The sequence below is a fragment of the Streptomyces sp. NPDC020597 genome (assembly GCF_044335095.1).
Classification (GTDB): domain Bacteria; phylum Actinomycetota; class Actinomycetes; order Streptomycetales; family Streptomycetaceae; genus Streptomyces.
In genome coordinates, this window is record NZ_JBIRUL010000002.1 from 177,128 (window position 1) to 200,555 (window position 23,428).

The 23,428-nt window shown below is 74.7% G+C and carries 18 protein-coding genes; 13 read left to right on the top strand and 5 right to left on the bottom strand.

Translation table 11 applies throughout. From position 1 onward, the window contains the following. Positions 1–532 precede the first annotated feature (532 nt). Entirely contained in the window at positions 533–1,174 is a 642-nt protein-coding gene (locus ACH4ZA_RS04480) for a Tat pathway signal sequence domain protein (RefSeq protein WP_319281405.1), read from the top strand. Positions 1,175–1,214: 40 nt separating this feature from the next. Here ACH4ZA_RS04480 and ACH4ZA_RS04485 read toward each other — a convergent pair whose 3' ends face one another. Next, positions 1,215–2,159, bottom strand: a complete 945-nt coding sequence (locus tag ACH4ZA_RS04485; RefSeq protein WP_398427949.1) for a lytic polysaccharide monooxygenase — start codon at positions 2,157–2,159, stop codon at positions 1,215–1,217. Positions 2,160–2,540: 381 nt separating this feature from the next. Between ACH4ZA_RS04485 and ACH4ZA_RS04490 the strand changes: the two genes are divergently transcribed. From ACH4ZA_RS04490 to cyc2, 4 genes are all read left to right on the top strand, one after another. Further along, complete coding sequence (locus tag ACH4ZA_RS04490; protein WP_319281403.1) at positions 2,541–4,355, top strand: S8 family serine peptidase; 1,815 nt, start codon at positions 2,541–2,543, stop codon at positions 4,353–4,355. 510 nt (positions 4,356–4,865) lie between these two features. Next, the gene (locus ACH4ZA_RS04495; RefSeq protein ID WP_319281402.1) at positions 4,866–5,516 is read left to right on the top strand and encodes a ScbR family autoregulator-binding transcription factor; all 651 of its coding nucleotides are present in this window, start codon (positions 4,866–4,868) and stop codon (positions 5,514–5,516) included. Positions 5,517–5,627: 111 nt separating this feature from the next. Continuing rightward, positions 5,628–6,830: a damage-control phosphatase ARMT1 family protein gene (locus tag ACH4ZA_RS04500; protein WP_319281401.1), complete on the top strand. Its 1,203-nt coding sequence runs from the start codon at positions 5,628–5,630 to the stop codon at positions 6,828–6,830. Between the two features lie 242 nt (positions 6,831–7,072). Beyond that, a complete protein-coding gene (gene cyc2, locus ACH4ZA_RS04505; RefSeq protein WP_398427950.1) occupies positions 7,073–9,244 on the top strand; it encodes a germacradienol/geosmin synthase Cyc2 in 2,172 nt (723 codons plus the stop codon). 35 nt (positions 9,245–9,279) lie between these two features. Here cyc2 and ACH4ZA_RS04510 read toward each other — a convergent pair whose 3' ends face one another. Further along, a complete protein-coding gene (locus tag ACH4ZA_RS04510) occupies positions 9,280–9,999 on the bottom strand; it encodes a hypothetical protein (RefSeq protein WP_319281399.1) in 720 nt (239 codons plus the stop codon). 94 nt (positions 10,000–10,093) lie between these two features. On the opposite strand from ACH4ZA_RS04510, the gene ACH4ZA_RS04515 reads away from it, so the two are divergent. The 5 genes from ACH4ZA_RS04515 (at position 10,094) to ACH4ZA_RS04535 (ending at position 14,934) form a co-directional block, all read left to right on the top strand. Further along, positions 10,094–10,966, top strand: a complete 873-nt coding sequence (locus tag ACH4ZA_RS04515; protein ID WP_398427952.1) for a LysR family transcriptional regulator — start codon at positions 10,094–10,096, stop codon at positions 10,964–10,966. Positions 10,967–11,132: 166 nt separating this feature from the next. Next, positions 11,133–11,858 (top strand): PDZ domain-containing protein, encoded by a 726-nt coding sequence (locus ACH4ZA_RS04520; protein WP_319281397.1) that lies wholly within the window; start codon positions 11,133–11,135, stop codon positions 11,856–11,858. Between the two features lie 105 nt (positions 11,859–11,963). Beyond that, on the top strand, positions 11,964–12,611 hold the full coding sequence (locus ACH4ZA_RS04525; protein ID WP_319281396.1) for a LysE family translocator: 648 nt from the start codon (positions 11,964–11,966) through the stop codon (positions 12,609–12,611). A 173-nt stretch (positions 12,612–12,784) separates the two neighbouring features. Next, positions 12,785–13,912: an aminopeptidase P family protein gene (locus ACH4ZA_RS04530; RefSeq protein WP_319281394.1), complete on the top strand. Its 1,128-nt coding sequence runs from the start codon at positions 12,785–12,787 to the stop codon at positions 13,910–13,912. A gap of 47 nt (positions 13,913–13,959) precedes the next feature. Next, on the top strand, positions 13,960–14,934 hold the full coding sequence (locus tag ACH4ZA_RS04535) for an aminoglycoside phosphotransferase family protein (protein WP_398427954.1): 975 nt from the start codon (positions 13,960–13,962) through the stop codon (positions 14,932–14,934). A gap of 60 nt (positions 14,935–14,994) precedes the next feature. On the opposite strand, the gene treZ is transcribed toward ACH4ZA_RS04535, so the two are convergent. Beyond that, complete coding sequence (gene treZ / locus ACH4ZA_RS04540) at positions 14,995–16,740, bottom strand: malto-oligosyltrehalose trehalohydrolase (protein WP_319281392.1); 1,746 nt, start codon at positions 16,738–16,740, stop codon at positions 14,995–14,997. A 164-nt stretch (positions 16,741–16,904) separates the two neighbouring features. On the opposite strand from treZ, the gene ACH4ZA_RS04545 reads away from it, so the two are divergent. The 3 genes from ACH4ZA_RS04545 (at position 16,905) to ACH4ZA_RS04555 (ending at position 19,356) form a co-directional block, all read left to right on the top strand. Further along, positions 16,905–17,456 (top strand): DUF1707 and FHA domain-containing protein, encoded by a 552-nt coding sequence (locus tag ACH4ZA_RS04545; RefSeq protein WP_319281391.1) that lies wholly within the window; start codon positions 16,905–16,907, stop codon positions 17,454–17,456. 140 nt (positions 17,457–17,596) lie between these two features. After that, positions 17,597–18,901 carry a M14 family zinc carboxypeptidase gene (locus ACH4ZA_RS04550; RefSeq protein WP_319281390.1) on the top strand — a complete coding sequence of 435 codons (1,305 nt, stop codon included), beginning with the start codon at positions 17,597–17,599 and terminating at the stop codon, positions 18,899–18,901. Then, entirely contained in the window at positions 18,898–19,356 is a 459-nt protein-coding gene (locus ACH4ZA_RS04555; RefSeq protein ID WP_398427956.1) for an SSI family serine proteinase inhibitor, read from the top strand. Before ACH4ZA_RS04550 ends, ACH4ZA_RS04555 begins: the two co-directional genes overlap by 4 nt. A gap of 166 nt (positions 19,357–19,522) precedes the next feature. On the opposite strand, the gene ACH4ZA_RS04560 is transcribed toward ACH4ZA_RS04555, so the two are convergent. Then, positions 19,523–20,773, bottom strand: a complete 1,251-nt coding sequence (locus ACH4ZA_RS04560; protein WP_398427957.1) for a M14 family zinc carboxypeptidase — start codon at positions 20,771–20,773, stop codon at positions 19,523–19,525. 284 nt (positions 20,774–21,057) lie between these two features. Next, on the bottom strand, positions 21,058–23,409 hold the full coding sequence (gene treY / locus ACH4ZA_RS04565; protein ID WP_398427958.1) for a malto-oligosyltrehalose synthase: 2,352 nt from the start codon (positions 23,407–23,409) through the stop codon (positions 21,058–21,060). Between the last annotated feature and the right edge of the window lie 19 nt (positions 23,410–23,428).

Consider the following 23,428-nt stretch of genomic DNA (forward strand, 5'->3'; position numbering starts at 1 on the left):
ATGGTTACACTGGTGGGTCAAGGGAGATGTGGAAAAACAGTGTTCATTATGTGCCATCCCCTGACCAGGTGGATCGCCGGGGACGTTCACATGACCTGCCGGAGCGTCAACTTTGTTTCAGTGTCTTGACGTTGACGGAACATCAGGTCTACAACTGCCCTGGCTCAGCCCGGATCCGTGGCGCCGGATCCGCAGCGCGACGACATCGTTCGCGCTCCCGGACTCATTCAGCCAGTACGGGCCCTCGGTCCCGCGCTCGATCCCTTCATGGCCGCCGGCACGGCCGCTTCCCCCAGCGGCCCGTGACCGGCGGCCCTCTCCCGCCCGGTCCGTGCGGAGTCACCCACCAGTGACCTCCGGACGGTCACCGGCCGCCTGCCGTTGCCGGTCCGTCGCGTACGGAGAAGGCGTCACGGGCCGGCAGCGGTGGACGCCTCCCGGCGTTCCCCCACGTCGCCACCAGCGACACGCCGGTTCACACCCCACCGAGCAACTCCCCCAGTACAGCCCCACTTCCGAAAGAGGCACTCGAATGCGCACCCGCTCCCGCTCCCTCCTCGCCCTCGCCGGAACCGTCGCCGCGCTCTCCCTCACGGCCGTCACCCCGGCCTCCGCCGCGGGCGCCGTGCTGACGACGCCGGCCGGCGACGTCGCCGTCGGCGACGTCCTCAACGCCTCCCTGGCCAGCGGCACGACCGCCACCCTCTACTCCAGCGCGACCGGCACCAGCGGCCTGTCCTGCGCCGCCTCCGGCTTCACCGCCACCGTCACCGACAACCCCACCGCGCCCGGCACCGCCGTCGAGTCGCTCAGCAACCACACGTTCGGCAACTGCACCGCCAACGTGCTCGGCGTTCTCGGCGTCACCAGCATCACGGTCAACGCGCTCCCCTACACCAGCAGCGTGGCCTCCGACGGCACCGTCACCGTGACCCCGGCGTCCGGCTCCGTCATCCAGACCACGGTCGTGCTGCGCACCCTGCTCGGCAGCATCAACTGCGTCTACCAGGCGCCCAGCCTGTCCGGCACGGCGAGCAACACCGACAACAGCATCTCCTTCGTCAAGCAGCAGTTCACCAAGTCGTCCGGCTCGGGGCTCTGCTTCGCCAACGGCTTCTTCACCGCGAAGTACGCCCCGGTGACCGACGGGGACCAGGCCGTCACCGTCAACTGACGACCTGAGCAGGACCACTGAACGCCGTGCGACCCGAGTCTCAGCGCCGACGCAGGCGCACGGCCAGGGCGGCGCCGCCGGTGAGCAACAGCACCGCCGCGGCGCCGCCCGCCAACAAGGGCGCGGACGGCCCCGAGCCGTCCGTGTCCGCGGCCACCGGAGTGCTCTGCGGCGCCGCGACGGCCCGGGCCGGCGCGCCGTCGGAGGCCACCGACGCCGAAGGGGCGGCGGACACCGCGCTCGCCGTCGGACTGGGGCTCGCACTCGGGGACGCCGTGCGCGCCGCCGCCGTGGCGGGCGTCCCGGTCCGGGGCGTGCTGTCCGTCTTGCCTTCCGCAACCGCTTGCGGGAACACCACGTCCGAGCACGAGTAGTACGTGTCGGGCGTGCTGCTGTTCTGCCAGATCGTGTACAGCACCTGACGTCCCGTCCGGTCTGCGGGCAGCTTCGCGGTGAAACGGTAGGCGCCGTTCGTCAACTTCGGGTTCCGTACCTGCGCGAACGGGCGCTCCGGCAGATCGGACCAGGTGAGCGGCTTCGACGGGTCGTACCCCGGCTTGGTCAGATACAGCTTGAAGGTGCCCTCGTGAGCGATCGTCGAGGCGTACGTCATCCGCAGCGTGCCCCCCGGCTCCAGCCGCGTGGACGGCCAGTCGGCGCGGGCCAGGTCGAGCCCCCGGTACGCGGCCAGACCCCCGCTGCACAACCGCCCGTCGGGGACGGTCTGCCGGTCACGGCCGTTCACGCCGGCCACCCGCAGGTTGTCCCAGGCGGCGAAGGACGTGCCGTTGGCCCTGACGGCCGCACGGCAGGCCGCCGAGCCGGCATCGGCGCCGCCCTCGGGCGAGCAGGCGTACACCCGGCTGACCGGGTCGGTCGGCGCGCCGTGCGCCTGGGCCGGTCCGGCGGCCCACAGGCCCAGCAGGAACGGTGCTGCGACGGCGCTGGCCAGCGCCGCGGTGCGGTGTGCGGTGGTGCGGGGCATCGGGGACGTCTCCTCGGCCGGCGCGGGAACGGTCTGCCGTCAGTACGGGAAGGCGGCCGCCCGCGTTCAACCCGCGCGCACAGGGGCCATTGGCCTGTACCACCACGCCAAAACGGTCGATCACCGGCCGATCGCGCGCGCCGCGGGGGAGCGGCAGGCCGGGTCGAGGGTTTCCCCTGTATCCGCCTGACTGTTCCTTTGCCTATCGTTCGTTCACAGCCGAACCACAGGTGACCCCGGGCGGATCGGCTCCCCGCGCGCGGCCGGCCTTCTGCGCTGCTCTTCGACGCACCCCCCGCCGATTCACCCTGCCGCTTCGACGCCGAAGCGAATCGACCGCCGCTCCGCCCTGTCCGGAGCCGGCCACCGAAAGGCACGCTCTTGCGCACCTCCCCTGCCTTGAGACGGAAGCTCATATCCGTCGCCGCGGTCTCCGCGGCCCTGCTCACCGCCGCCTCGACCGCCTCGGCCGTCGCCGTCCAGGCCCCCGCCTCCGCGGCGGCCGACGTCCCCGCCGCGCAGACCGAGGCCGCGCCCGGCGCCCCCGCCGAGCGTCTCATCGTCGGCTACAAGTCCGGCGTCGCCGAGGCCACGTCCAACCCGGCCGCCGAGGCCGACGCCGCCGCCAAGGGCAAGGAGGCCGGCGAGGACGTCGACTTCCAGCGCCGCCTCGGCACCGGCGCCGCCCTGGTCGACCTGGGCGACGACCTCACGAAGACGGACGTCGCCGACGTCGTCGCCCGCTACAAGGCCGACCCGCAGGTCGCCTACGTGGTCCCGGACCGGCTGAACAAGCCCCGGGCCGTCGACCCGAACGACACCGAGTACGCCAAGCAGTGGGACCTCTTCGAGTCCACCGCGGGCATGAACGTGCCGGGCGCCTGGGGCACTTCGACGGGCGCCGGCGTCACCGTCGCCGTCATCGACACCGGTTATGTCGCGCACTCCGACCTCGCCGCGAACATCGTCGGCGGCTACGACTTCGTCTCCGACACCGCCGTCTCCGTCGACGGCGACGGCCGTGACTCCAACCCGGCCGACCCGGGCGACTGGTACAACGCCAACGAGTGCGGCTCGGGCATCCCCGCCAGCACCTCCTCCTGGCACGGCACGCACGTGGCCGGCACCATCGCCGCCGTCACGAACAACGGCAAGGGCGTCGCGGGCATCGCGTACGGCGCGAAGATCTCCCCGCTCCGCGTGCTCGGCAAGTGCGGCGGCTACGACTCCGACATCATCGACGCCATCACCTGGGCGTCCGGCGGAACCGTTTCCGGTGTTCCCGCCAACTCCAACGTCGCCAAGGTCATCAACATGAGCCTCGGCGGCGACGGAGCCTGCTCCGCGGCGACCCAGAGCGCCATCACCGGCGCCGTGAACCGCGGCACCACCGTCGTCGTGGCCGCGGGCAACGAGGGCGACAACGTCGCGAACCACAACCCGGGCAACTGCAACAACGTCATCTCGGTCGCCGCGACCAACCGCAGCGGCGCCAAGGCGTCGTACTCCAACTTCGGCTCCCTCGTGGACATCTCGGCGCCCGGCGGCCAGACCAGCACCGGCACCGCGAACGGCATCCTCTCCACGCTGAACTCCGGCACGAAGACGCCGTCGAGCGAGTCGTACGCCTACTACCAGGGCACCAGCATGGCCACCCCGCACATCGCGGGCCTGGTCGCGCTCATGAAGTCGGCGAACCCCTCGCTGACCCCGGCGCAGATCGAGACGGCCATCAAGAGCAACGCCCGCCCCCTGCCCGGCGCCTGCTCCGGCGGCTGCGGCGCAGGTCTGGCCGACGCGGCCAAGACGGTGCAGGCGGTGAGCGGATCCGGCGGCGGCTCCACGGGGGGAACGGTCTTCTCCAACACGACCGCGCTGGCGATCCCGGACAACGGCTCCGCCGTCGAGTCCTCCATCGCCGTCACCGGCCGCACGGGCAACGCCCCGTCCGCCCTCCAGGTCGGCGTCGACATCACCCACACCTACCGCGGTGACCTGGTGATCGACCTCGTCGCGCCCGACGGCACGGCCTACCGGCTGAAGGCCGCCAGCTCCTCCGACTCGGCGGACGACGTCGTGACCACCTTCACCGTGAACGCCTCCGGCGAGACCGCCAACGGCACATGGAAGCTGCGCGTGCAGGACACGGCGGCCCAGGACACGGGCAGGCTCAACAGCTGGAAGCTGACCTTCTAGGGGCGACCCCGACGTCGCCACGGGCGGCGAACGGACCTGCGGGCGGGCCGGCGGTTGTGAGAGACCCCGGCCGGCCCGCCCTGCTTTCTGTTTCCACACGGGTTTCCCCCTCCGCAACCGTTTGCCGACCTGTTGCCCTGAGCGGGCGCACGCCCGACGATGCGGATACGCCTCCTCACGACGGAGGTTCGTCCGGAACGGTTGACACGTGTCACGCCTGCCCTCGGCCATGTCGCCCCACTTGCACCCTCCGGCACCCACCGTGAAACAGTGTCAGAAACCGCACACCCCGTCTTTTTCGATCCTCTCCACGACCGTGTCCCGAGCGTGTCCGCTGTGGCAGGCTGTTGCCGGTGATGCCCGTCGCGGTAGGGCAAGTGGGGGGCGCACAAGGCGAGTCGACGACACGACGCCGCCCTGCCGGCTCCCTCGCAGGGTGAGCTATGGTGTACACGGAGTAAGAAAAAACGGCATGACCCGTTCTTTACCGGCCCGGGGGAGTACCAGTCGATGGCGAGGCAGTTACGCGCCGAACAGACCCGCACGACGATCATCACGGCTGCCGCCGACCTGTTCGACCGGTACGGCTACGAGTCGACCAGCCTCAGTGACATCGTCGCGCACGCCCATGTCACCAAGGGAGCCCTCTACTTCCACTTCGCGGCGAAGGAGGACCTGGCCCACGCCATCATGGAGCTGCAGTCCAGGGCCGCCCGCCGGATCGCCGGGGAGATCGACGACCGCGGCGGCACCTCCCTCGAAGCCCTGATGCGCCTGACGTTCGGCCTGACACGGCTCTCCGTGGAGGGACCGATCGCCCGTGCCGGCCTGCGCCTGGCCACCGGAGGCGTCGCGGTCCGGCCCCCACTGCCGCACCCCTTCACGGAGTTGCTGGACCTGATCTCCCGACGGCTCGGCGGCGCGGTGAAGGAGTCCGACATCCACGCCGACGTCGACCTCGACGCCGTCGCCCACTCGCTGGTCTGCTTCTTCGTCGGCACCCGCGTCGTCGGCCGCTCCCGCGAACCCACCGGCCGGCTGCCCCGCCGGATGGCCGAGATGTGGCACGTACTGATCCGGGGCCTGGTGCCGGTGCCGCGTCGCCCGCGCTATGTGAGCCTCGCCGCCCGGCTCGAACGGGAGACCATGGCCGCCGTGTGACGCCGCCCGCCGCCGAGAACGGGGGCGAGCGGCGGGCGGTCACGCACCGCAGGACGCGGCGGGGGTGTGGCCACCGGGTGCGGTGCGCGGCCGCGCGATACGGTGAGCCGCATGCCCCACGCCGCCGCTCCGCCCGTGATCCTCGGCAATGAGCCGGGCTCGTTCCCTCACAGCGTCCTGGCCGAACGGCATCCGGCGATCATCCGGCAGGTGCGGGACGCCTTCCCCTACGGCCCGGGCCCCCGGCGAGGACTGGACGCGCTGCTGGCCGCCTGCACCGACGGTGTGATCGAACCGCTGCCCGCCGACGCGCACGACCACGACAGGTGGCGCGACTGGGACCTCGACGCCCACCGGGGCCGCCCCTGGTTCGACGTGCCGTGGCTGTGGTCGGAGAGCTACTTCTACCGTCGCCTCCTCGAAGCGGTCGGCTACTTCGGGCCCGGGCCGTGGCAGGGCATCGACCCGTTCCGCCCGTTCAAGCTGGCCGAGCTCGACGCGCCCGAGACCGACGAGGAACTGGCCGCGCTGGACGCCCTGGAGGGCCGCCCGGCCGACGAACGGGCCCGCGCCCTGCTGCACGGTTCCCTCTGGGGCAACCGCGCCGACCTCGGCTTCCGGCTCTCCGACGCCGGGGCCGAGCAGCGTGCCGCCGTGCCGGCGCTCGTCGCCGACGACAGCGAGGCGCTCTGGGAGCTCCTGCCGCAGACCGGGGCCGGCGGCGGCGCCGGCCCGGCCGCCGGCACCCTGTGCCTCGTCGCCGACAACGCCGGACGCGAACTGGTGCCCGACCTGCTCCTGGCCGCGCATCTGCTCGCACACCGGCGATGCGGGCGGGTCGTCCTGCACGTCAAGCCGTACCCGTACTACGTCTCGGACGCCACGACCGCCGACGTCGTCGACGCGGTGCGGAAGCTGTCGGGTGCACGGGGAGCGGCCGCCGATCACGGCCGCCGGCTGTGGCGGGCCATGGCGGACGGCACGCTCACCGTCCGCGCGCACCCGTTCTCCGCCGCCCCGCTGCCCTACGCGCGCATGCCGGACGATCTGCGGGCCGAGTTCGCCGCGGCCACGCTGACGATCGTGAAAGGCGACCTCAACTACCGCCGGCTGGTGGGCGACAGCCGTTGGCCCCCCACCACCCCCTTCGCCGACGTCACCGCGTACTTCCCCGGCCCGGTCGCGGCGCTGCGCACACTGAAGTCCGACGTGGTCACCGGCCTCGACGCCGGTACGGAGGCCGCCCTGGTCGCCGCCGAGGGACAGCGCTGGCGCACCGGCGGCACGCATGCGCTGATCCAGGTGCGGGCGTGAGGCGACGCACGGCCCCCCGTCCTCGTCCCGCGCTCGAACTCCCGTGCCGGCACGGCGGGATCGCCACCCGGAGCGGGCCGACGTGCGGCCCGACGTGCACGGGAATCGGCAGGCCGTTCCCGGGGACGAGGGCGCGGCGCAGGGCCGCTCGCCGCGCTGCCCGCTTCGCGCCGATTCACGCGATGGTGTGATCATCCGTCCCCCGGCGGATGGCCGCCCGGGCCCCCGGGTAGGGCCCGGCCATGACGCAACCGTTCGAACTCCCGCACTTCTACCTGCCGCACCCCGCGCGGCTCAACCCGCACGTCGACGGCGCGCGGGCGCACTCCACGCAGTGGGCGCGGGACATGGGCATGCTGGAGGGGTCCGGGATCTGGGAGCAGGCCGACCTGGAGGCGCACGACTACGGCCTGCTCTGCGCCTACACCCACCCCGACTGCGACGGGCCCGCACTGTCGCTGATCACCGACTGGTACGTGTGGGTGTTCTTCTTCGACGACCACTTCCTCGACATGTTCAAGCGCACCCCGGACCGCGTCGCGGGCAAGGCCCATCTGGACCGCCTCCCGCTGTTCATGCCGCTCGACCTGTCGACGCCGGCGCCCGAGCCGCGCAACCCGGTGGAGGCCGGGCTGAAGGACCTGTGGGCGCGCACGGTGCCGGCCATGTCGCAGGACTGGCGCCGGCGTTTCGCCCTGGCCACGGAGCACCTGCTCAACGAGTCGATGTGGGAGCTGTCCAACATCGACGAGGGGCGGATCGCCAACCCCGTCGAGTACATCGAGATGCGCCGCAAGGTGGGCGGCGCGCCCTGGTCGGCGGGGCTCGTGGAGTACGCGACCGCCGAGGTCCCCGCCGCCGTCGCCGGGACCAGGCCGCTCAGGGTGCTGATGGAGACGTTCTCGGACGCCGTGCACCTGCGCAACGACCTGTTCTCCTACCAGCGCGAGGTCGAGGACGAGGGCGAGAACAGCAACGGCGTGCTCGTCCTGGAGACGTTCTTCGGCTGCACCACCCAGGAGGCAGCCGACACCGTCAACGACATCCTCACCTCCCGGCTCCACCAGTTCGAGCACACCGCGTTCACCGAAGTCCCCGCGGTCGCCCTGGACAAGGGGCTCGGCCCGGACGGCGTGGCCGCCGTCGCCGCCTACGCCAAGGGCCTGCAGGACTGGCAGTCCGGCGGCCACGAATGGCACATGCGCTCCAGCCGCTACATGAACCAGGGAGCCTCGTCCACCGCCCCCTGGCAGAAGCTGACCGGCCCCGGCACCTCGGCCGCCGACGTGGGCGCGCTGCTGGCCTCCGCCGCCGCCGAGCGCCTGCGCGCGTACACGCACACGCCCTACCGGAAGGTCGGCCCCTCGCAACTGCCCGACTTCCACATGCCGTTCGAGGTCGGGCTCAGCCCGCACCTGGCGGCCTGCCGCCCGCGGCTGCTGGCGTGGACGCACCGGATGGGCATGCTGGAGGAGGGCGTGTGGGACGAGGACAAGCTCGCCTCCTGCGATCTCGCCCTGTGCTCGGCCGGCATCGACCCCGACGCCACCGCGGAGGCGCTCGACCTCAGCTCCCAGTGGCTCGCCTGGGGCACCTACGGCGACGACTACTACCCCCTCGTCTTCGGCAACCGCCGTGATCTCGCGGCCGCCCGCCTGACCACGGCCCGCCTGTCCGCCTGCATGCCCGTCGAGGGCGAGCCCGTCCCGGTCGTCCCCGTCGACGCGATGGAACGCGGCCTGATCGACCTCTGGGCGCGCACCACCCGCGACATGACCCCGGGTCAGCGCAGCACCCTGCGCGACGCCGTCGACGCCATGACCGAGGCCTGGCTGTGGGAGCTGTCCAACCAGCTGCTGAACCGCGTTCCCGACCCGGTCGACTATCTCGAGATGCGCCGCGCCACCTTCGGCTCCGACCTCACCCTGAGCCTGTGCCGCATGGGCCACGGCCCCGTGGTCCCGCCGGAGGTCTACCGCACCGGCGTCGTGCGCGCGCTGGAGAACGCGGCGATGGACTACGCGTGCCTGACCAATGACGTCTTCTCGTACCAGAAGGAGATCGAGTACGAGGGCGAGGTGCACAACGCGATCCTCGTCGTGCAGAACTTCTTCGGCTGCGACTACCCGGCCGCCCTCGGCGTCGTCCACGACCTGATGACCCGGCGCATGCAGCAGTTCGAGCACATCGTCGCCCGCGAACTGCCCGTCCTGTGCGACGACTTCGCCCTGTCCTCCGACGCCCGTTCGGCGCTGGGGGACTACGTGGCCGACCTGCAGAACTGGCTGGCGGGCATCCTCAACTGGCATCGCGAGGTCGACCGGTACAAGGCCGCGTACCTGGCCCGGCGCACCCACGGCTTCCGGCCCGACCTCGCGCCGCGGTCGCCGCTCCCGCAGTTCTCGCTCTCCTGACTCACCTCGCCCGCCTCACCGGCCTCATCCGCCTCTCACCGCCGGGCCGCGTGCCCGATCGCGGCCCGCGCCAGCGCCCGCACGACCGGGTGCGGGCGCGAGCCGTCGCCGGACAGCTCGGGCTGGAAGAGGGAGGCCAGGAAGAAGGGGTGGTCCGCGAGCTCGGCGATCCGGGGCCGGCCCTCCTCGTCGTGGCCGGAGAAGCGCAGGCCGTGGGCGCGCAGGACGTCCAGGTGACGGGACGGCCCGTACGCGCAGAAGTAGCGTTCCACCGTGCGCTCCGAGCCGATCACCGCGTGGGCGAGCGACCCCGGCTCGAGCGTCACCGTGCCCTCGTGGCCCGCCAGCGAACAGGCCAGCGGCTCGATGAGCAGGTCGTCGGCGTCGGGATCGTTCTCGGCGTGGGCCGCGCGCGACAGCCCGCAGACCGTTCGGGCGTACTCCAGGAGCGCGTGCTGGAAGCCGCCGCACGTGCCGAGGAACGGGATGCCGTCCTCGCGCGCCGTGCGGATCGCCGACAGCACGCCCGCCTCGCTCCGGTACGGGCTGCCCGGGACCGCCCACACCGCGTCGAAGCCCCGCACCGCGTTCTCCGACTCCGCCTCCTCGGAGGAAATCCAGTAGGCGTCCAGGACCAGCCGGTCCCGGGCGGCGAGGGCCTCCAGCAGGAGCGGTATCCGCGTGTGGGAGACGACGTTGGAGGAGCGGTCGCCCACCAGGGCGAGCCGTGCGGGCTGAGCTGCGATGCCGGTCATGCGCCTCATCCTGGGCGCGGCCGCCGGTTCACGTCCAACGATGATTACTGCACGGTCGATAAGCAGATCCGATGCACCCTGGGATCCTGGACGCATGGACCCGCACCTCCTGCGCACCTACGTCACCGTCGCCCGGCTCGCCTCCTTCTCCGAGGCCGCCCGGGAACTCGGCTACACCCAGTCCGCCGTCTCCCAGCACATCGCGGCCCTCGAACAGGACCTCGGATCGCCGCTGCTCACCCGCCGCCCCGTGGCCCCCACCCCGGCCGGCGAACGTCTCCTCGAACACGCGGGACCGCTGCTGCTGCGCCTCGCCGCGGCCCGCGCGGACGTCGTCCGGCTGGCCCGTGCGCCCTCCCACGGGCTGACGCTGGCCGTCTCGCCGACCGCGCTCGGCCCCGCCGCCCTCGCCGCGCTCCCGCCCGCCGGAGTGACGCTGCGCGTCCTCGGCCGCGACCACGTCGTCGCCGCCGTCGCCGAGGGCACGGCCGACCTGGGGCTCGTCGACGGCCTGGCAGCGCCCAGCGACCCGCTGCGGCTGCCCGACGTGGCACCGCTGACCACACAGGGCGTCGGCGAGGAGCCCGTCAGCGTCCTGCTGCCGACCGCTCATCCGCTCGCCCGCCGCAGCGGTCTGCGCCTCGGCGACCTCGTCGACGCGCGCTGGCTGGACGCACCCGACGCCGGGCTGCCGCTGCCCCAGCTGCGCGCCGCGGCCGGCGGCGGCCACGGCTTCCGCGCCGCCCTGCGCTACGACGGCTGCGACGTCAGGCTGCTGACCGCGCTGGCCGCCGCCGGCCACGGCCTGACCCTGCTGCCCCGCTCGGCCGCCGAAGGGGTTCCGGGGACGGTCGCCGTCCCGGTCGTCGAGCCGCGGGTCGTGCACCGGGTCGAGATCGTGCACGCCGCGACGCCGCCGGGCGGCGCGGCCCGCGCCCTGACGCAGGCGTTGGCCCCGCGCGCGTGAGACACGCCAGCCGTGGACGTCGTCCCCGGGGCTGGTGCGCGTCGTCCCCGCGCGGGATGCGGGACGCGTGACGCGCCCGTACCTCGTCCGCGCCCGGGTCAGTCTCACTCGTTCGTGGCTCGTGGTGCGCAGGTGCGGCGGGTAGAGCACCAGCCGGAGGCGATCCATGGAACAGACAGCGTTGCGTCCCAAGCCCCTGCCGGGCCAGGACCCCGACGGCGCCGCCCCGCCGAGCGGCCAGGGGCGGCGTCCGCACATCCCACGCCGTGGCGGACGAGGTCCGACGACCCTGGTGGCCGGCCTGCTCGCCGGCACGGTCCTCGTCCTGTCCGGCGTCGGCCTGGGCGCGGCGGGAGCGACCGTGGTCGGCATGAGCAGACTGGCCGAGCTGCAGCGCCAGGCGGAGCTCGCAGGCCGGGCAGGGCCGCAGGTGCCGGCGGTCCGGCCCCGGGCGCCGGGCCGTGCGCGGGACGCGGGGACGGAGGGCACGCAGGGCACGGCGGGGGCGGCGACGGGCTCCGGGGCGGGCGGAACGCCGGCGCGGGACCGGCCGGGCACCTTTGCGCCCTCTGCGGCAGCCGCGGGGACCGGGGCGCCCGCCGGCGCCGGAGCGTCGTCGCGCGACGCCGGGGCGAGCCTGGGGCTCGAGGCGGTGGACGCCGGGGGCACGGGCGCCGAGATCGTCGCCGTCCACGTCCCCGGTCCCGGATTCACGGCCGGTCTGGTCCGCGGCGACGTCCTGCTGACGTTCGGCGGCGCCGAGGTCGGCTCGGCGGCCGACCTCGCCCGGGCGGTCGACCGGGCGCGCCCCGGAGCGCGGGTCGAGGTGACGGTCCGCCATCGCGGCGGCGGACACCGGAAGGCGACGGTCGTCCCCGGGATCGTCACCTGAGGCCCCGGGCGGCCGCGACGACCCGCGGCCGCCGACGCGCCACGCGCGCACACGGTCCCGCGGAAAAGTGGCGCCCGCCGCCCGTGCCACGCCACCATGAACGCCATGCCGACCTCCCTCCTGGCCTTCCTGGGCGCCTGCACCCTGATCGCGGCCTCGCCCGGACCCAGCACCGTGCTGATCGTGAAGCAGTCGCTGCGCAGCCGCCGCAGCGGCTTCCTGACCGTCCTCGGCAACGAGACCGGGGTGTTCGTGTGGGGCGTGGTCGCCGCCTTCGGGCTGACGGCCCTGCTGACCGCCTCCGAGGCGGCCTACGCCGTGCTGCGCTTCGGCGGCGCCGCCGTGCTCGTCTGGTTCGGCGTCCAGGCGCTGCGGCAGGCCCGCAGGACGAAGCAGGCCCACGGCCTCGACGACGGCGACGAGGGCGGCGGCGAGGGCCGGGGGAGCGCGGAACGCGGCGGCCTGGCCGCCTACCGGGGCGGCCTGCTGCTGAACCTCGCCAACCCCAAGGCGGCCGTGTTCGCCCTGTCCTTCCTGCCGCAGTTCGTGCCCGAGGGCGCCCCGCATCTGCCCGCCATGGTGGGGCTCGCCGCGCTCTGGGCGGTCTACGAGGTCGGCTACTACAGCCTGTACGTGTGGTTCGTGGGGCGGATGCGGCGCGTGCTCTCCCGGGCCGGCGCGCGCCGCCGCCTGGAGCAGGTCTCCGGCGGAGTGCTGCTGCTCCTCGGCCTGCGCCTGGCCCTGGACGGCTGACCTGGGCGGCCCGTCGGCCTGAAACTCCTGCCGACCGGCTCGCGCGACCCCCGCCGGACGGGCAGGATGCTGCCCGTGGTCATCTCGCCGGCGTCACCTCGTCCGGCGCCTGTCCACAGCAGCATCGGCACCAGCAGTCACCTCAGTCGCCACGTCCCTCCTGGGAGGCCCGGATGACCGGCACCGCCCCCGCGCCCTTCACCGCCGACGACTACCGGGCGCGCATGGAACGCGCCGCGCGGGAGGCCGCCGACGCCGGACTCGCCGGACTCCTCGTGGCGCCCGGACCCGACCTCGTCTGGCTCACCGGCTACGCGCCCCCCGCCGCCACCGAACGGCTCACCCTGCTCGTCCTCGCCGCCGGCCGGGACCCGGTCCTCGTCGTGCCGACCCTCGAGGCCCCCGACGCCGCGAAGGCGGCCGGCGCGCCCGCGCTCACGCTGCGGGACTGGACCGACGGCAAGGACCCCTACGCCGCCACCGCCGCCCTCCTCGACGACCGGGGACGGTTCGGGATCAGCGACAACGCCTGGGCGATGCACCTGCTGGCCCTGCAGCAGGCACTGCCCGAAACCTCCTACGCCTCCCTCACCGAGGCCCTGCCCATGCTGCGCGCCGTCAAGGACGCCGCCGAGCTGGAGCTGATGGCGGCGGCGGGCGCGGCCGCGGACCGGGCGTTCGAGGAGATCCGCAAGGTCGCCTTCGGCGGGCGCAGGGAGACGGAGGTCGGCGCCGAGCTCGCGGCCCTCCTGCGCCGGTTCGGCCACTCCCAGGTCGACTTCACCATCGTCGCCTCGGGGCCGAACGGCGCCGACCCGCACCACGAGGTCGGCGACCGCGTCATCGAGCAGGGCGACATGGTCGTCCTCGACTTCGGCGGCCTCAAGGACGGCTACGGCTCCGACACCTCCCGCACCGTGCACGTCGGCGAGCCCACCGAGGAGGAGCGCCGGGTGCACGACCTGGTGCGCGAGGCGCAGGAGGCCGGTTTCCGGGCGGTCCGGCCCGGCGTCGCCTGCCAGGAGGTCGACCGGGCCGCCCGCGCCGTCATCGCCGCCGCCGGATACGGCGCGCACTTCATCCACCGCACCGGCCACGGCATCGGCGTCACCACCCACGAGCCGCCGTACATGATCGAGGGCGAGGAGCAGCCCCTCGTGCCCGGCATGTGCTTCTCCGTGGAGCCCGGCGTGTACCTGCCCGGCCGGTTCGGCGTGCGCATCGAGGACATCGTCACCGTCACCGAGGACGGCGGGCGCCGCCTCAACGACACCACCCGCGAGCTGGTCATAGTGGACTGACCGCCCCAGGAGTCCCCGGCACCCACCCGAACGGCAACGGCGCGACCATGACCCAGGCACCGACACCCACCGCGGACACCGTCCGCCGACTGGTCCGTGCGCTCCTCGAGGAGAACGGGGCGAGCGGCCCCGGACCGGAGGTACGGCCCGTCACCGAGGGCGGCGCGCCCACCACCTGGTGGGTCGGCGCCCGCCATGTGCTGAGGCTCGCCGCCGACCGCGAGGCGACCGTGCGCCGCCGCCGCGAACTGCGGCTGCGCGACCTGGTCCGGCAGCACGTCCCGATCGCCGTGCCGACCGGTGTCGCGCACGGCGAGTGGTCGCCGGGGCTGGCCTACACCCTCGACGCCAGGCTGCCCGGCGGCACGGCCGAGGAGCACGACGTCTCGGCCGTCGGCGAGGCCGACCTCGCCGCGCTGCTCAGCGGGCTGCGCGAGGTGCCGGCCCGGCAGGCGGACGCGCTCGGCGTGCCGCGGGCCGCCCCGCGCTCCCTGGAGGCGCTGCGCCGGATGGCCGTGGCCGCCGCCGAACGACTGGGCCGGGCCGACGAGTTCGACCCCGCCCGGCTGCACCAGCTCACCCCGGCGGGCGCCGCCCAGCTCGCCGCCCAGGCCGCTCCCGCGGTACTCGTCCACCACGCGTTGCGCGGCGAGCATCTCGTGGTGAGCGCCGACGGCCGGGTGCGCGGCGTCCTCGACTGGACCGACGCGGTCCTCGGGGACCCCGCCGAGGACATCGCGGGCCTTGCCCTCGCCGTCGGCGCCGGGGCCGCGGTGCGGGCCGCCACCCTCGCCGGCTACGGCGCCCGGCCCTGCCTGCGCGGCCTGTGGCTCGCCCGCTGCGACACCGTCGTCCACCTGGCCCGGCGCATCCAGGGCCCGGGGGCCGGCCCGCGGGACGCCGACGCCCTCGCCCTCCCGCGGACCCGGCTGCGGCGCGCCTGGGAGGCGATCCTGCTCGAACGGGTCACGGAGTTCCGCGAGGACGGGGAGGGCGGGGACGCACCGGAGGAGGACGCGTAGGGCGGCGTGCGGCGTGCGGCGGGCGGGGTCTCGCGGTTCGCGCTCGTCGGGCCGCCCGGCTCACTCCTGCTCCAGGACCACGCAGGCCTCCCCGGGCAGATGCAGCAGGCCGTCCGGGCCCGGGACGTCCACCGGCTCCCAGGCGGCCAGCACGCGCGCGGGGCGCGGGCCCAGCGGGATGGCGGCCGGCTCCTCGCCGAGGTTGACGGCCACGCGGACGTCGCCGCGCCGGAAGGCCAGCCAACGGCCCCCGACGTCGTGGGCGACCTTGATGTCGGCCAGATCGGGATCGGTGAGATCGGGCTGGGCGTGCCGAAGGGCGATCAGCTCGCGGTACCAGGCCAGCACGCGTGCGTGCGGCTCGCGCCGCGGCTCGGACCAGTCCAGGCAGGAGCGCTCGCGGGTCGCCGCGTCCTGCGGGTCGGGCACGTCCTCCTCGGCCCAGCCGTGCGCCGCGAACTCCCGCCGCCGGCCCCGTCGCACGGCCTCGGCCAGCTCCGGGTCGGTGTGGTCGGTGAAGTACTGCCAGGGCGTGCCCGCCGCCCACTCCTCTCCCATGAACAGCATCGGCGTGAACGGCGCGGTCAGCGTCAGCGCCGCAGCGCACGCCAGCAGACCCGGCGAGAGGGACGCCGAGAGACGGTCGCCCTGGGCGCGGTTGCCGACCTGGTCGTGGGTCTGGGCGTACCCGAGCAGCCGGTGCGCGGGCACCCGGGCCCGGTCCAGCGGCCGGCCGTGGCGCCGGCCCCGGAAACCGGAGTGGACGCCGTCGTGGAAGTAGCCGCCGGTCAGCGTCTTGGCGAGGGCGGCGAACGGGTCGCGCGCGAAGTCGGCGTAGTAGCCCTGGGACTCGCCGGTGAGCGCGGTGTGCAGGGCGTGATGGAAGTCGTCGTTCCACTGCGCGTGCAGGCCCAGGCCGCCCTGCCGGCGGGGGGTGATGAGCCGCGGGTCGTTCAGGTCGGACTCGGCGATCAGGAACAGTGGGCGGCCCGTCTCGGCGGCGAGCGCGTCCACCGCCGCCGACAGCTCCTCCAGGAAGGGGTACGCGCGCGTGTCCGCCAGCGCGTGCACCGCGTCCAGGCGCAGCCCGTCGAGCCGGTAGTCGTGCAGCCACGCCAGCGCGCTGCCCAGCAGATAGGCGCGCACCTCGTCGGAGCCGGGGGCGTCCAGGTTCACGGCCGCGCCCCACGGCGTGTGGTGCGTCTCGGTGAAGTACGGCCCGAAGGAGGGCAGGTGATTGCCGGACGGGCCCAGATGGTTGTGCACCACGTCCAGGACCACGCCCAGACCGAGCGCATGGGCCCGGTCGACGAATCGCTTCAGTCCCTCGGGGCCGCCGTACGGCTCGTGCACCGCCCACGGGGACACCCCGTCGTACCCCCAGCCGTGCCGGCCCGGGAACGGGCACAGGGGCATCAACTCCACGTGGGTGATGCCGAGTTCGGCGAGATGCCCGAGCCGCTCGGCGGCCGCGTCCAGCGTCCCCCCGGGGGTGTAGGTGCCCACGTGCAGCTCGTACAGGACGGCCCCGGGCAGCGGGCGTCCCGGCCACGGCGTGCGCCACTCGTACAGGCTCTGGTCGACGACGGCGCTCAGCCCGTCCGGCCCGTCCGGCTGGCGGCGCGAGCGGGGATCGGGCCGCAAGGGGCCGTCGTCGACCGCGAAGCCGTACCGGGCGCCGTCCGAGGCCTGCGCCTCGCCCGTCCACCACCCTTCACGCTCCGGATCGCGCTCCAACGCGCGCGTGGCGCCGTCGCACTGCAGCGTCACGCGCTCGGCCTGCGGCGCCCACACCTCGAACTGCACGGACGGCTCCCCTTCGTCTGCTCACCGTGATGTAGCCCGTCCCGTCCATCGTGCTCCACCGGAGATCGATCCGGCTCGCGAACACTCCCATTGACGCCCCGGTCGTGCGGGGCCGTTCCCTCGTCTTCTGGACACCCGGAGCCCGCTGACCGACAATCACCACCGTGACGTCGTCCTTCGAGTTCAACACGTACCCCGCGCGGTTGTCCGACGCGGAGCGCGACCGGGCGCTGAAGGTGCTGCGCGACGGCGTCGCCCTGGGGCGCCTGTCGCACGACACGTTCATCCGGCGCATGGAACTGGCCCTGGCCGCCCGCCGCCCGGACGAGCTCGCCGTCCTCACCGCCGACCTGTCCGAGGAGAACCGCTTCTCGCGGGTCGTCTTCGGCGCCGTCGAGGCGGTCTCCGGCTTCACCGTGCGACTGCGCCGCGCCTGGCAGGCCGAGCGGCTGCCGAAGCTGCTGCTGCCGCACCCGGGAACCGCACACGCGCTGCGCATCGGCCGCGACCCCGTCAACGGTCTGCGGCTGACCCACGAGAGCGTCTCGCGGGTGCACGCCGAACTCATCCGCCAGGGCGGGGTGTGGGTGCTGCGCGACCTCGGCTCCACGAACGGCACGACCGTCAACGGGCGGCGCGTCATCGGCGCGGCCGTGGTGCGCGAGGGCGACCAGGTCGCCTTCGGCCGCACGGGATTCCGTCTCTCGGCGAGCTGAGGACGCTCAAGTCCATTGCGGGAAGGCGGTGTTGACGCAACCCGGGCCGATGACTCACTGTGCGTACACGGGATACGCCCCGTGCATCGACGCCGCCCCCGTGGAGGTGTGCCCTGCCGCCCCTCCCGCGCTACCCGACCGTGGACGAACTCGCCGCCCGCGCGGCCGCGTTCGCCGCTCGCCACTGCGGGGACGTCCGGCTGCGCCGCGTCGGGGTCTCCCGTGCGGGCACACCGCTGCAGTTGCTCTCCGTCGGCCGGGGCGCGCGGCAGGTCCTCGTCGTCGCGGGACCGCACGCCAACGAGCCCGTGGGCGGCGCCACCGTGCTCCGGCTGGCCGAACGGGCCGTGGCCGACCCACGGCTCACCGCGGGGGCGGACGCCACCTGGAACCTGCTGCTCTGTCTCGATCCGGACGGCCTGCGCCGCAACGAAGGCTGGCTGACCGGCCCCTACACCCTCGGCCGCCACTTCCGGCACTTCTTCCGGCCCGGCTTCCTGGAACAGCCCGAGTGGCTGCCCGACGGCGCGGACGGCGCCGCCCTGCCGGAGACCCGTGCGCTGCTCCGCCTCCAGGACGAACTGAAACCCTTCCTCCAGTGCTCGCTGCACGGCGTCGACGTCGGCGGCGCCTTCGTGGAAGTCACCCGCGACCTGCCCGGACTGAGCCGGCGCGTCGCCCACGCCGGCGCCCGCCTCGGCATCCCCCTCGAGCTCGGTCCGTACGACACCCTGTACTGGCCGCGCCTCGGGCCGGCCGTCCACCGGATCCCGCCGCCCCGCCCGCGCGACCTCGCCGCGGCCGTCACCGAGGGGGCCGTCGACTCCACCTGGCACCACCCGCAGCGGCACGGCACGGTCACCGCGGTCGTCGAAGCGCCCATGTGGGGCGTCGCCGCCGTGGCGGACGGCTCCCCGCCCGCCGACCCGGACACGGCGCTGCGCACCGTGAGCCGCGCCCTGCGCCACGACGCGACGGTGCTGGCACGCATCCTCGCGCGCGTGCGGCCCCACCTCGACGGCGTGCCGGGAGCGGCCCTTCTGCTCGCCCCGGTCGAGGACCATCTGCTGCTCTGCCCCGGCCTCGCGGACGCCTGGGACCCGGACACCGCCGATCCGCTCCGCCCGCTGCCGCCGCTGAGCACCGCCCATCTGACGGCCCTGCGGATCGCCGGCGGCCGGATCGCCGTCCGCACCGCCGGGCTGCTCCACCAGCTCGTCACCGGCGCCGGACACGACCCGGCCGGCGTGCTGCCGGAACTGGACGCGCTCATCGACGCGTGGTGCGCCGGCTACCGGGACGACTGCGGGGCGCGCTGGATCCCGGTGGCGCGTCAGGCCGAGTTCCAGGCGCGGGTCGTCCTCGCCGCGTTCCGTCTGGCCGGTGCCCGTTCGGGTGAGTCGCACTGGGGTACCCGGCCCGCCGTGCCGATGCACCGGGAATGAAGCACTTCCTCAACGCTCTCCGGCCGGCCGGGGCGGCACGGCGCGTCCTGCCGGCCGCGGCCGCCCTCCTCCTCGCCGCCGGCGCCGCTCCCGCGGCCCTGGCCGCCTCCCACGACGCCCTCCCCGGCAACTGGCTCCAGCTGACCGTCACCCGCGGCGACGCCCGCTCCAGCGACACGCGCGGCACCCTGCTGCTGTGCGACCCGCCCCAGGGCCACTCGCGGGCCGCGGAGGCCTGCGACGCGCTGGCCAGGTCCGGCGGCGACGTCGAGGCCGTCCCGCGCGACGGCAGCCGCGTCTGTCCGCTCGTCTACGCCCCGGTGACGGTCCGCGCCCAGGGACGCTGGAACGGCCGCCCGGTCGACTTCAGCCACACCTACAGCAACGACTGCGAGAGGGAGGCGCTGACGGGCCCGGTCTTCGCCCTCGACGACGAACAGGTCCCCGAGGTCTGAGCATCGGTCCGGCCGGCCCCGGGAGCCGCGCTCCCGGGGCCGCCCCGTCTGCGGGCCGGTCGCCGTCGGGCCCGCACCGCCCCTCACCACGTCCCTCGGGCCTCATCGCGTCCGCCGGGCCTCGCCACGTCCGCGGGGCCTTGCCGCGTCCGCAGGCCGTGCGCGGCTACGCCGGCCGGTCCCGGGCGTGCAGGGCGGCGGCGACGACCGTCCGGGACTGGTGCTCGACCTGGTGCTCCAGGGGGACCCAGCGGGCGCGGAAACGGTCGGCGAAGGCGTCGCTCCAGGTCGCGACGAGCCGCTCCAGGCGCGGGGCCGCGTCGTCGTCGTACTCCTGCAGGACCCGCCACAGCATCGCGGCCGCCCGCAGCGGCAGCCTGCGGGCGAACGCGTCCACGCTGCCGACGTAGGCCATCGTCGTGTCGGCCGGCGGGGTGTGGGTCCAGTCCGAGGCCAGCCCGGGCGCCAGCTCCAGCGCCCATCTGGCCGCCCGCAGCAGCGGCCCGTCGACGCCCTCCAGCCGCGGCAGCACCTCGACGAGCACCCGCTCCACCTCCGTCGCGTCCCGCAGCAGCCGCCGCGCCAGCCGCCGGATCGCCGCGGCCGGTGCGGGGTGCGGGGCGGGGTCGTCCACCATGTCGCTCGCCCACATCGGGACCTCCACCACCGCCGTCAGACCGCCGTAGCGGTGGGCGTGGTACCAGGTGCTGTGCCGGGCGTCGTCGGGCATGCTCGGGTAGGCGGCCGCCGCGCCGGCGGCGGGCATCACGTGCACGCCGGGCCCGGACGCCGGCCACCCCGCGGCGTCGGAGGCGCCCGTCTCGACCGGGATGTGCAGCTGCGCGGCGGACTTGGCGAAGGGCTCGGCCAGCCCGGGGATGTCCTTGGTCAGCTGCACCCAGCTGCCGCCCAGGTCGGTCCCGTGCAGGGTCACCTGGAGGTAGGGGCGCAGCTCGTCGATGACGCGGGTCAGCGCGCGCGTCTCGGGCGGCAGCCGGTCCGGCGGCAGGACTGCCGGGGACCACTCGGGCTGCTCCGGGCCCGCCGGACGGAAGAAGCCGAGGTGGTACTCCAGCAGGCTGCGGGGCGCGGGCGTGACGTGCAGACTCGCCCCGTCGGGGTCCGCGCAGAGCAGGAAGTGCCAGGACGTGCCGTCGCGCAGCTCGCGTTCGTGGAGCACCCGTTCGGCGAGCGCCAGCAGCGTGCACCCTCCGGTCGGCTCGTTGGCGTGGGCGCCCGCGACGACCAGCACGGCCCGCCGGGCGTGGCCCACGGACAGCAGGTGCAGCGGCCGGCCCGCACGGGACACCCCCACCTGTCGCAGCGTGCACGTGCCGGGCTGGCGCGCGGCCAGCGCCCGGGCAGAAGAGGTCAATTCGGTCACCGTGGGGTAGCGCAGCTCCGGCAGGAGACTCACCCCCGTATTCGTCCGCCCGGCCTTCGCCCCCGCAGTACCCCACGGTCCTTGTCAACTGTCAAGAACGCCCGCGGGCAGGCTCCGGGGGCGCTCGAAGCGCGTGCCGGCGGAGAGCGGCGAGCCGACGGCCGGGCCGCGAGAGCGGGTGTTCGATGCCCGCGCGGACGTACGCGCCTTTCGCCGCCGCCCGGCCCCCGGTCCCGCCGCCGGGCGGCGCGCCCCGGCCGTCCGGCCGCCCGTCGCGAAGGCCGCCCGTTCCGCCGTCGGCGCACCGTCCCGCCGGGTCAGCCGATCCGCTCCAGCAGCGCCACCGGCAGCCGTTCGAACAGGTCGGCCACGCGCGCGTGGCCGCTGAACTCCCGCTCCCCGGCCAGCGCGTCGGCCCAGCGTCCCGGAGGCAACGCCAGCCGCGTCTCCCGCCAGCCTCCCGTCTCGGCCAGCCGCAGCGACAGCCGGGTGACGGCCGTGACCGCCCGGCCCGAGCGCGCGAACGCCAGACAGTGGTCCGCCGCCGCCCCTTCGGCGGGCAGCGGCTCGTACGTCGCCGACTCCCCGAAGACGTCCGGGCGCCGCCGGCGCAGCCACAGCGCCGCCTCGGTCACGGCCGCCTTGGTGTCGGGCTCCTCGGGCGGGAAGCGCACCGGGCGCCGGTTGTCCGGGTCGACCAGCGTCCGGGACTCGCACTCCGCGCCCTGGTAGACGTCCGGCACGCCCGGCATCGTCAGATGCACCAGCGCCGTGCCGAGCACGTTCGCCCGGATGTGCGGCGCCAGCACGCGGCGCAGCGCGGCCACCCGCTCACCGGGCGGCCCGCACGGTCCCGTCGCCGTGAACGCGGCCACCGCGTCCTCGTACGGCGGCTCCTGCTCCGTCCAGCTCGTGTGCAGGCCCGCCTCGCGCGCGTGCTTGAGCACGGCCTCCTGCACGCGCTCCGCCGCCGCCGGGCCGAGCCCGAAGACCGTCTGCCAGGCCGCCCACGCCAGCTGCCCGTCCACCGTGCCCCCCTGCGCACGGGTGACCTCCTCCAGGACACCGGACCAGCGCCCGGGGCACTCGGTGAGCACGGCGAGCGCCGCGCGCACGTCGGCGCTGCGCTTGGTGTCGTGCGTCGACACGACCGTCCCGGTGGCGGGCCAGTCGCGCTGCACGCGCGCGCAGTACGCGTGGAAGGCGGCCGGCGACACGCCGGGGGAGCCGGGGTCGCCGCCCACCTCGTTCGCCGCGGGCAGCGGCACGTACCGGTAGAACGCCGTGTCCTCCACCGACTTGGCGCGCAGCGCGGACGACGTCTGCGCGAACCGCGCCCGCAACTCCGCCCCCGCCCGGTCCCGTCCGCCGAGCACCAGGCCCCGCACCACGTCGACCGCGCCCGCCTCCTCGGGCACCGCGAACGTCTGCCGCGCCTCCCGGGCCGCCGTCTCGGTGACGACGGCCGCCGGGTCGCCCGAGGCGTAGGGCCGGTAGACCTCCATCCGGACCAGCAGCTCCACCAGGGCTTTGCGCAGCGCCCAGGGTGCGCGGTCGCGCAGCGCGGGGTCGGGCGACGCGGCGCACACCCGCGAGGCGGTGCGCGTCAGCCGGTCCGTCTCGGCCGCCAGCTCGTGCGAGATCACCTCGTGGGCGGCCCGCCGCACGGTCGCCGCCCAGTCACCGCCCCGGTCCGTCCGCGGGGCCGCGAAGCGCCGGTAGCGGGTCAGGAGTTCGGCGGCCCCGGCCGGGTCCGTGAACAGGCCGTCGACGCGGCGCAGGGCGTCGTAGCCGGTCGTGCCGGCGACGGGCCACGAGTCCGGCAGCCGCTCCCCGTCCGCGAGGATCTTCTCGACGACCGTCCACCGGCCGCCGCTCGCCTCGTGCAGCCGCTCCAGATAGCCGTCCGGGTCGGCGAGACCGTCCGGATGGTCCACGCGCAGGCCGTCGAGCACGCCCTCGTGCAGCAGCCGCAGGATCGTGCCGTGGGTGGCCTCGAACACCACCGGGTCCTCCACCCGCACCCCGATGAGCTCCGAGATGCTGAAGAAGCGCCGGTAGTTCAGCTCGGTGCGGGCCAGCCGCCACCAGGAGAGCCGGTACCACTGGGCGTCCAGCAACTGCGGCAGCGGCAGCCCGCCGGTGTCCTCGCGCAGCGGGAAGACGTGCTCGTGGTAGCGCAGGACGTCGCCGTCCACTCGCAGGTGCTCCAGCTCCCCGCCGACGGGACCGCCGAGCACGGGCAGCAGGACCCGGCCGTCCTGCGCCTCCCAGTCGATGTCGAACCAGCGTGCGTACGGCGAGTCGGGGCCCTCCCGCAGCACCTCCCACAGGGGCCGGTTGTGGCGCGGGGACATCGCCATGTGGTTCGGGACGATGTCCGCGACCAGGCCGAGGCCGTGCTCCCGCGCGGCGCCCGCCAGCGCCCGCAGTCCCTCCTCCCCGCCCAGCTCCGCACGCACGCGCGTGGGGTCGGTGACGTCGTAGCCGTGCAGGGAGCCCGGCACGGCCTCCAGGACGGGGGAGAGATGCAGATGCGAGACGCCGAGCGAGGCCAGGTACGGCACGGCCGCCGCCGCGGCCCCGAAGGGGAACCCGGGCTGAAGCTGCAGCCGGTAGGTCGCCGTGGGCGGCACGGGAACGGGGGCGTCACGTCGCTCAGGGGTCATGACACCCTACGTACCCGCC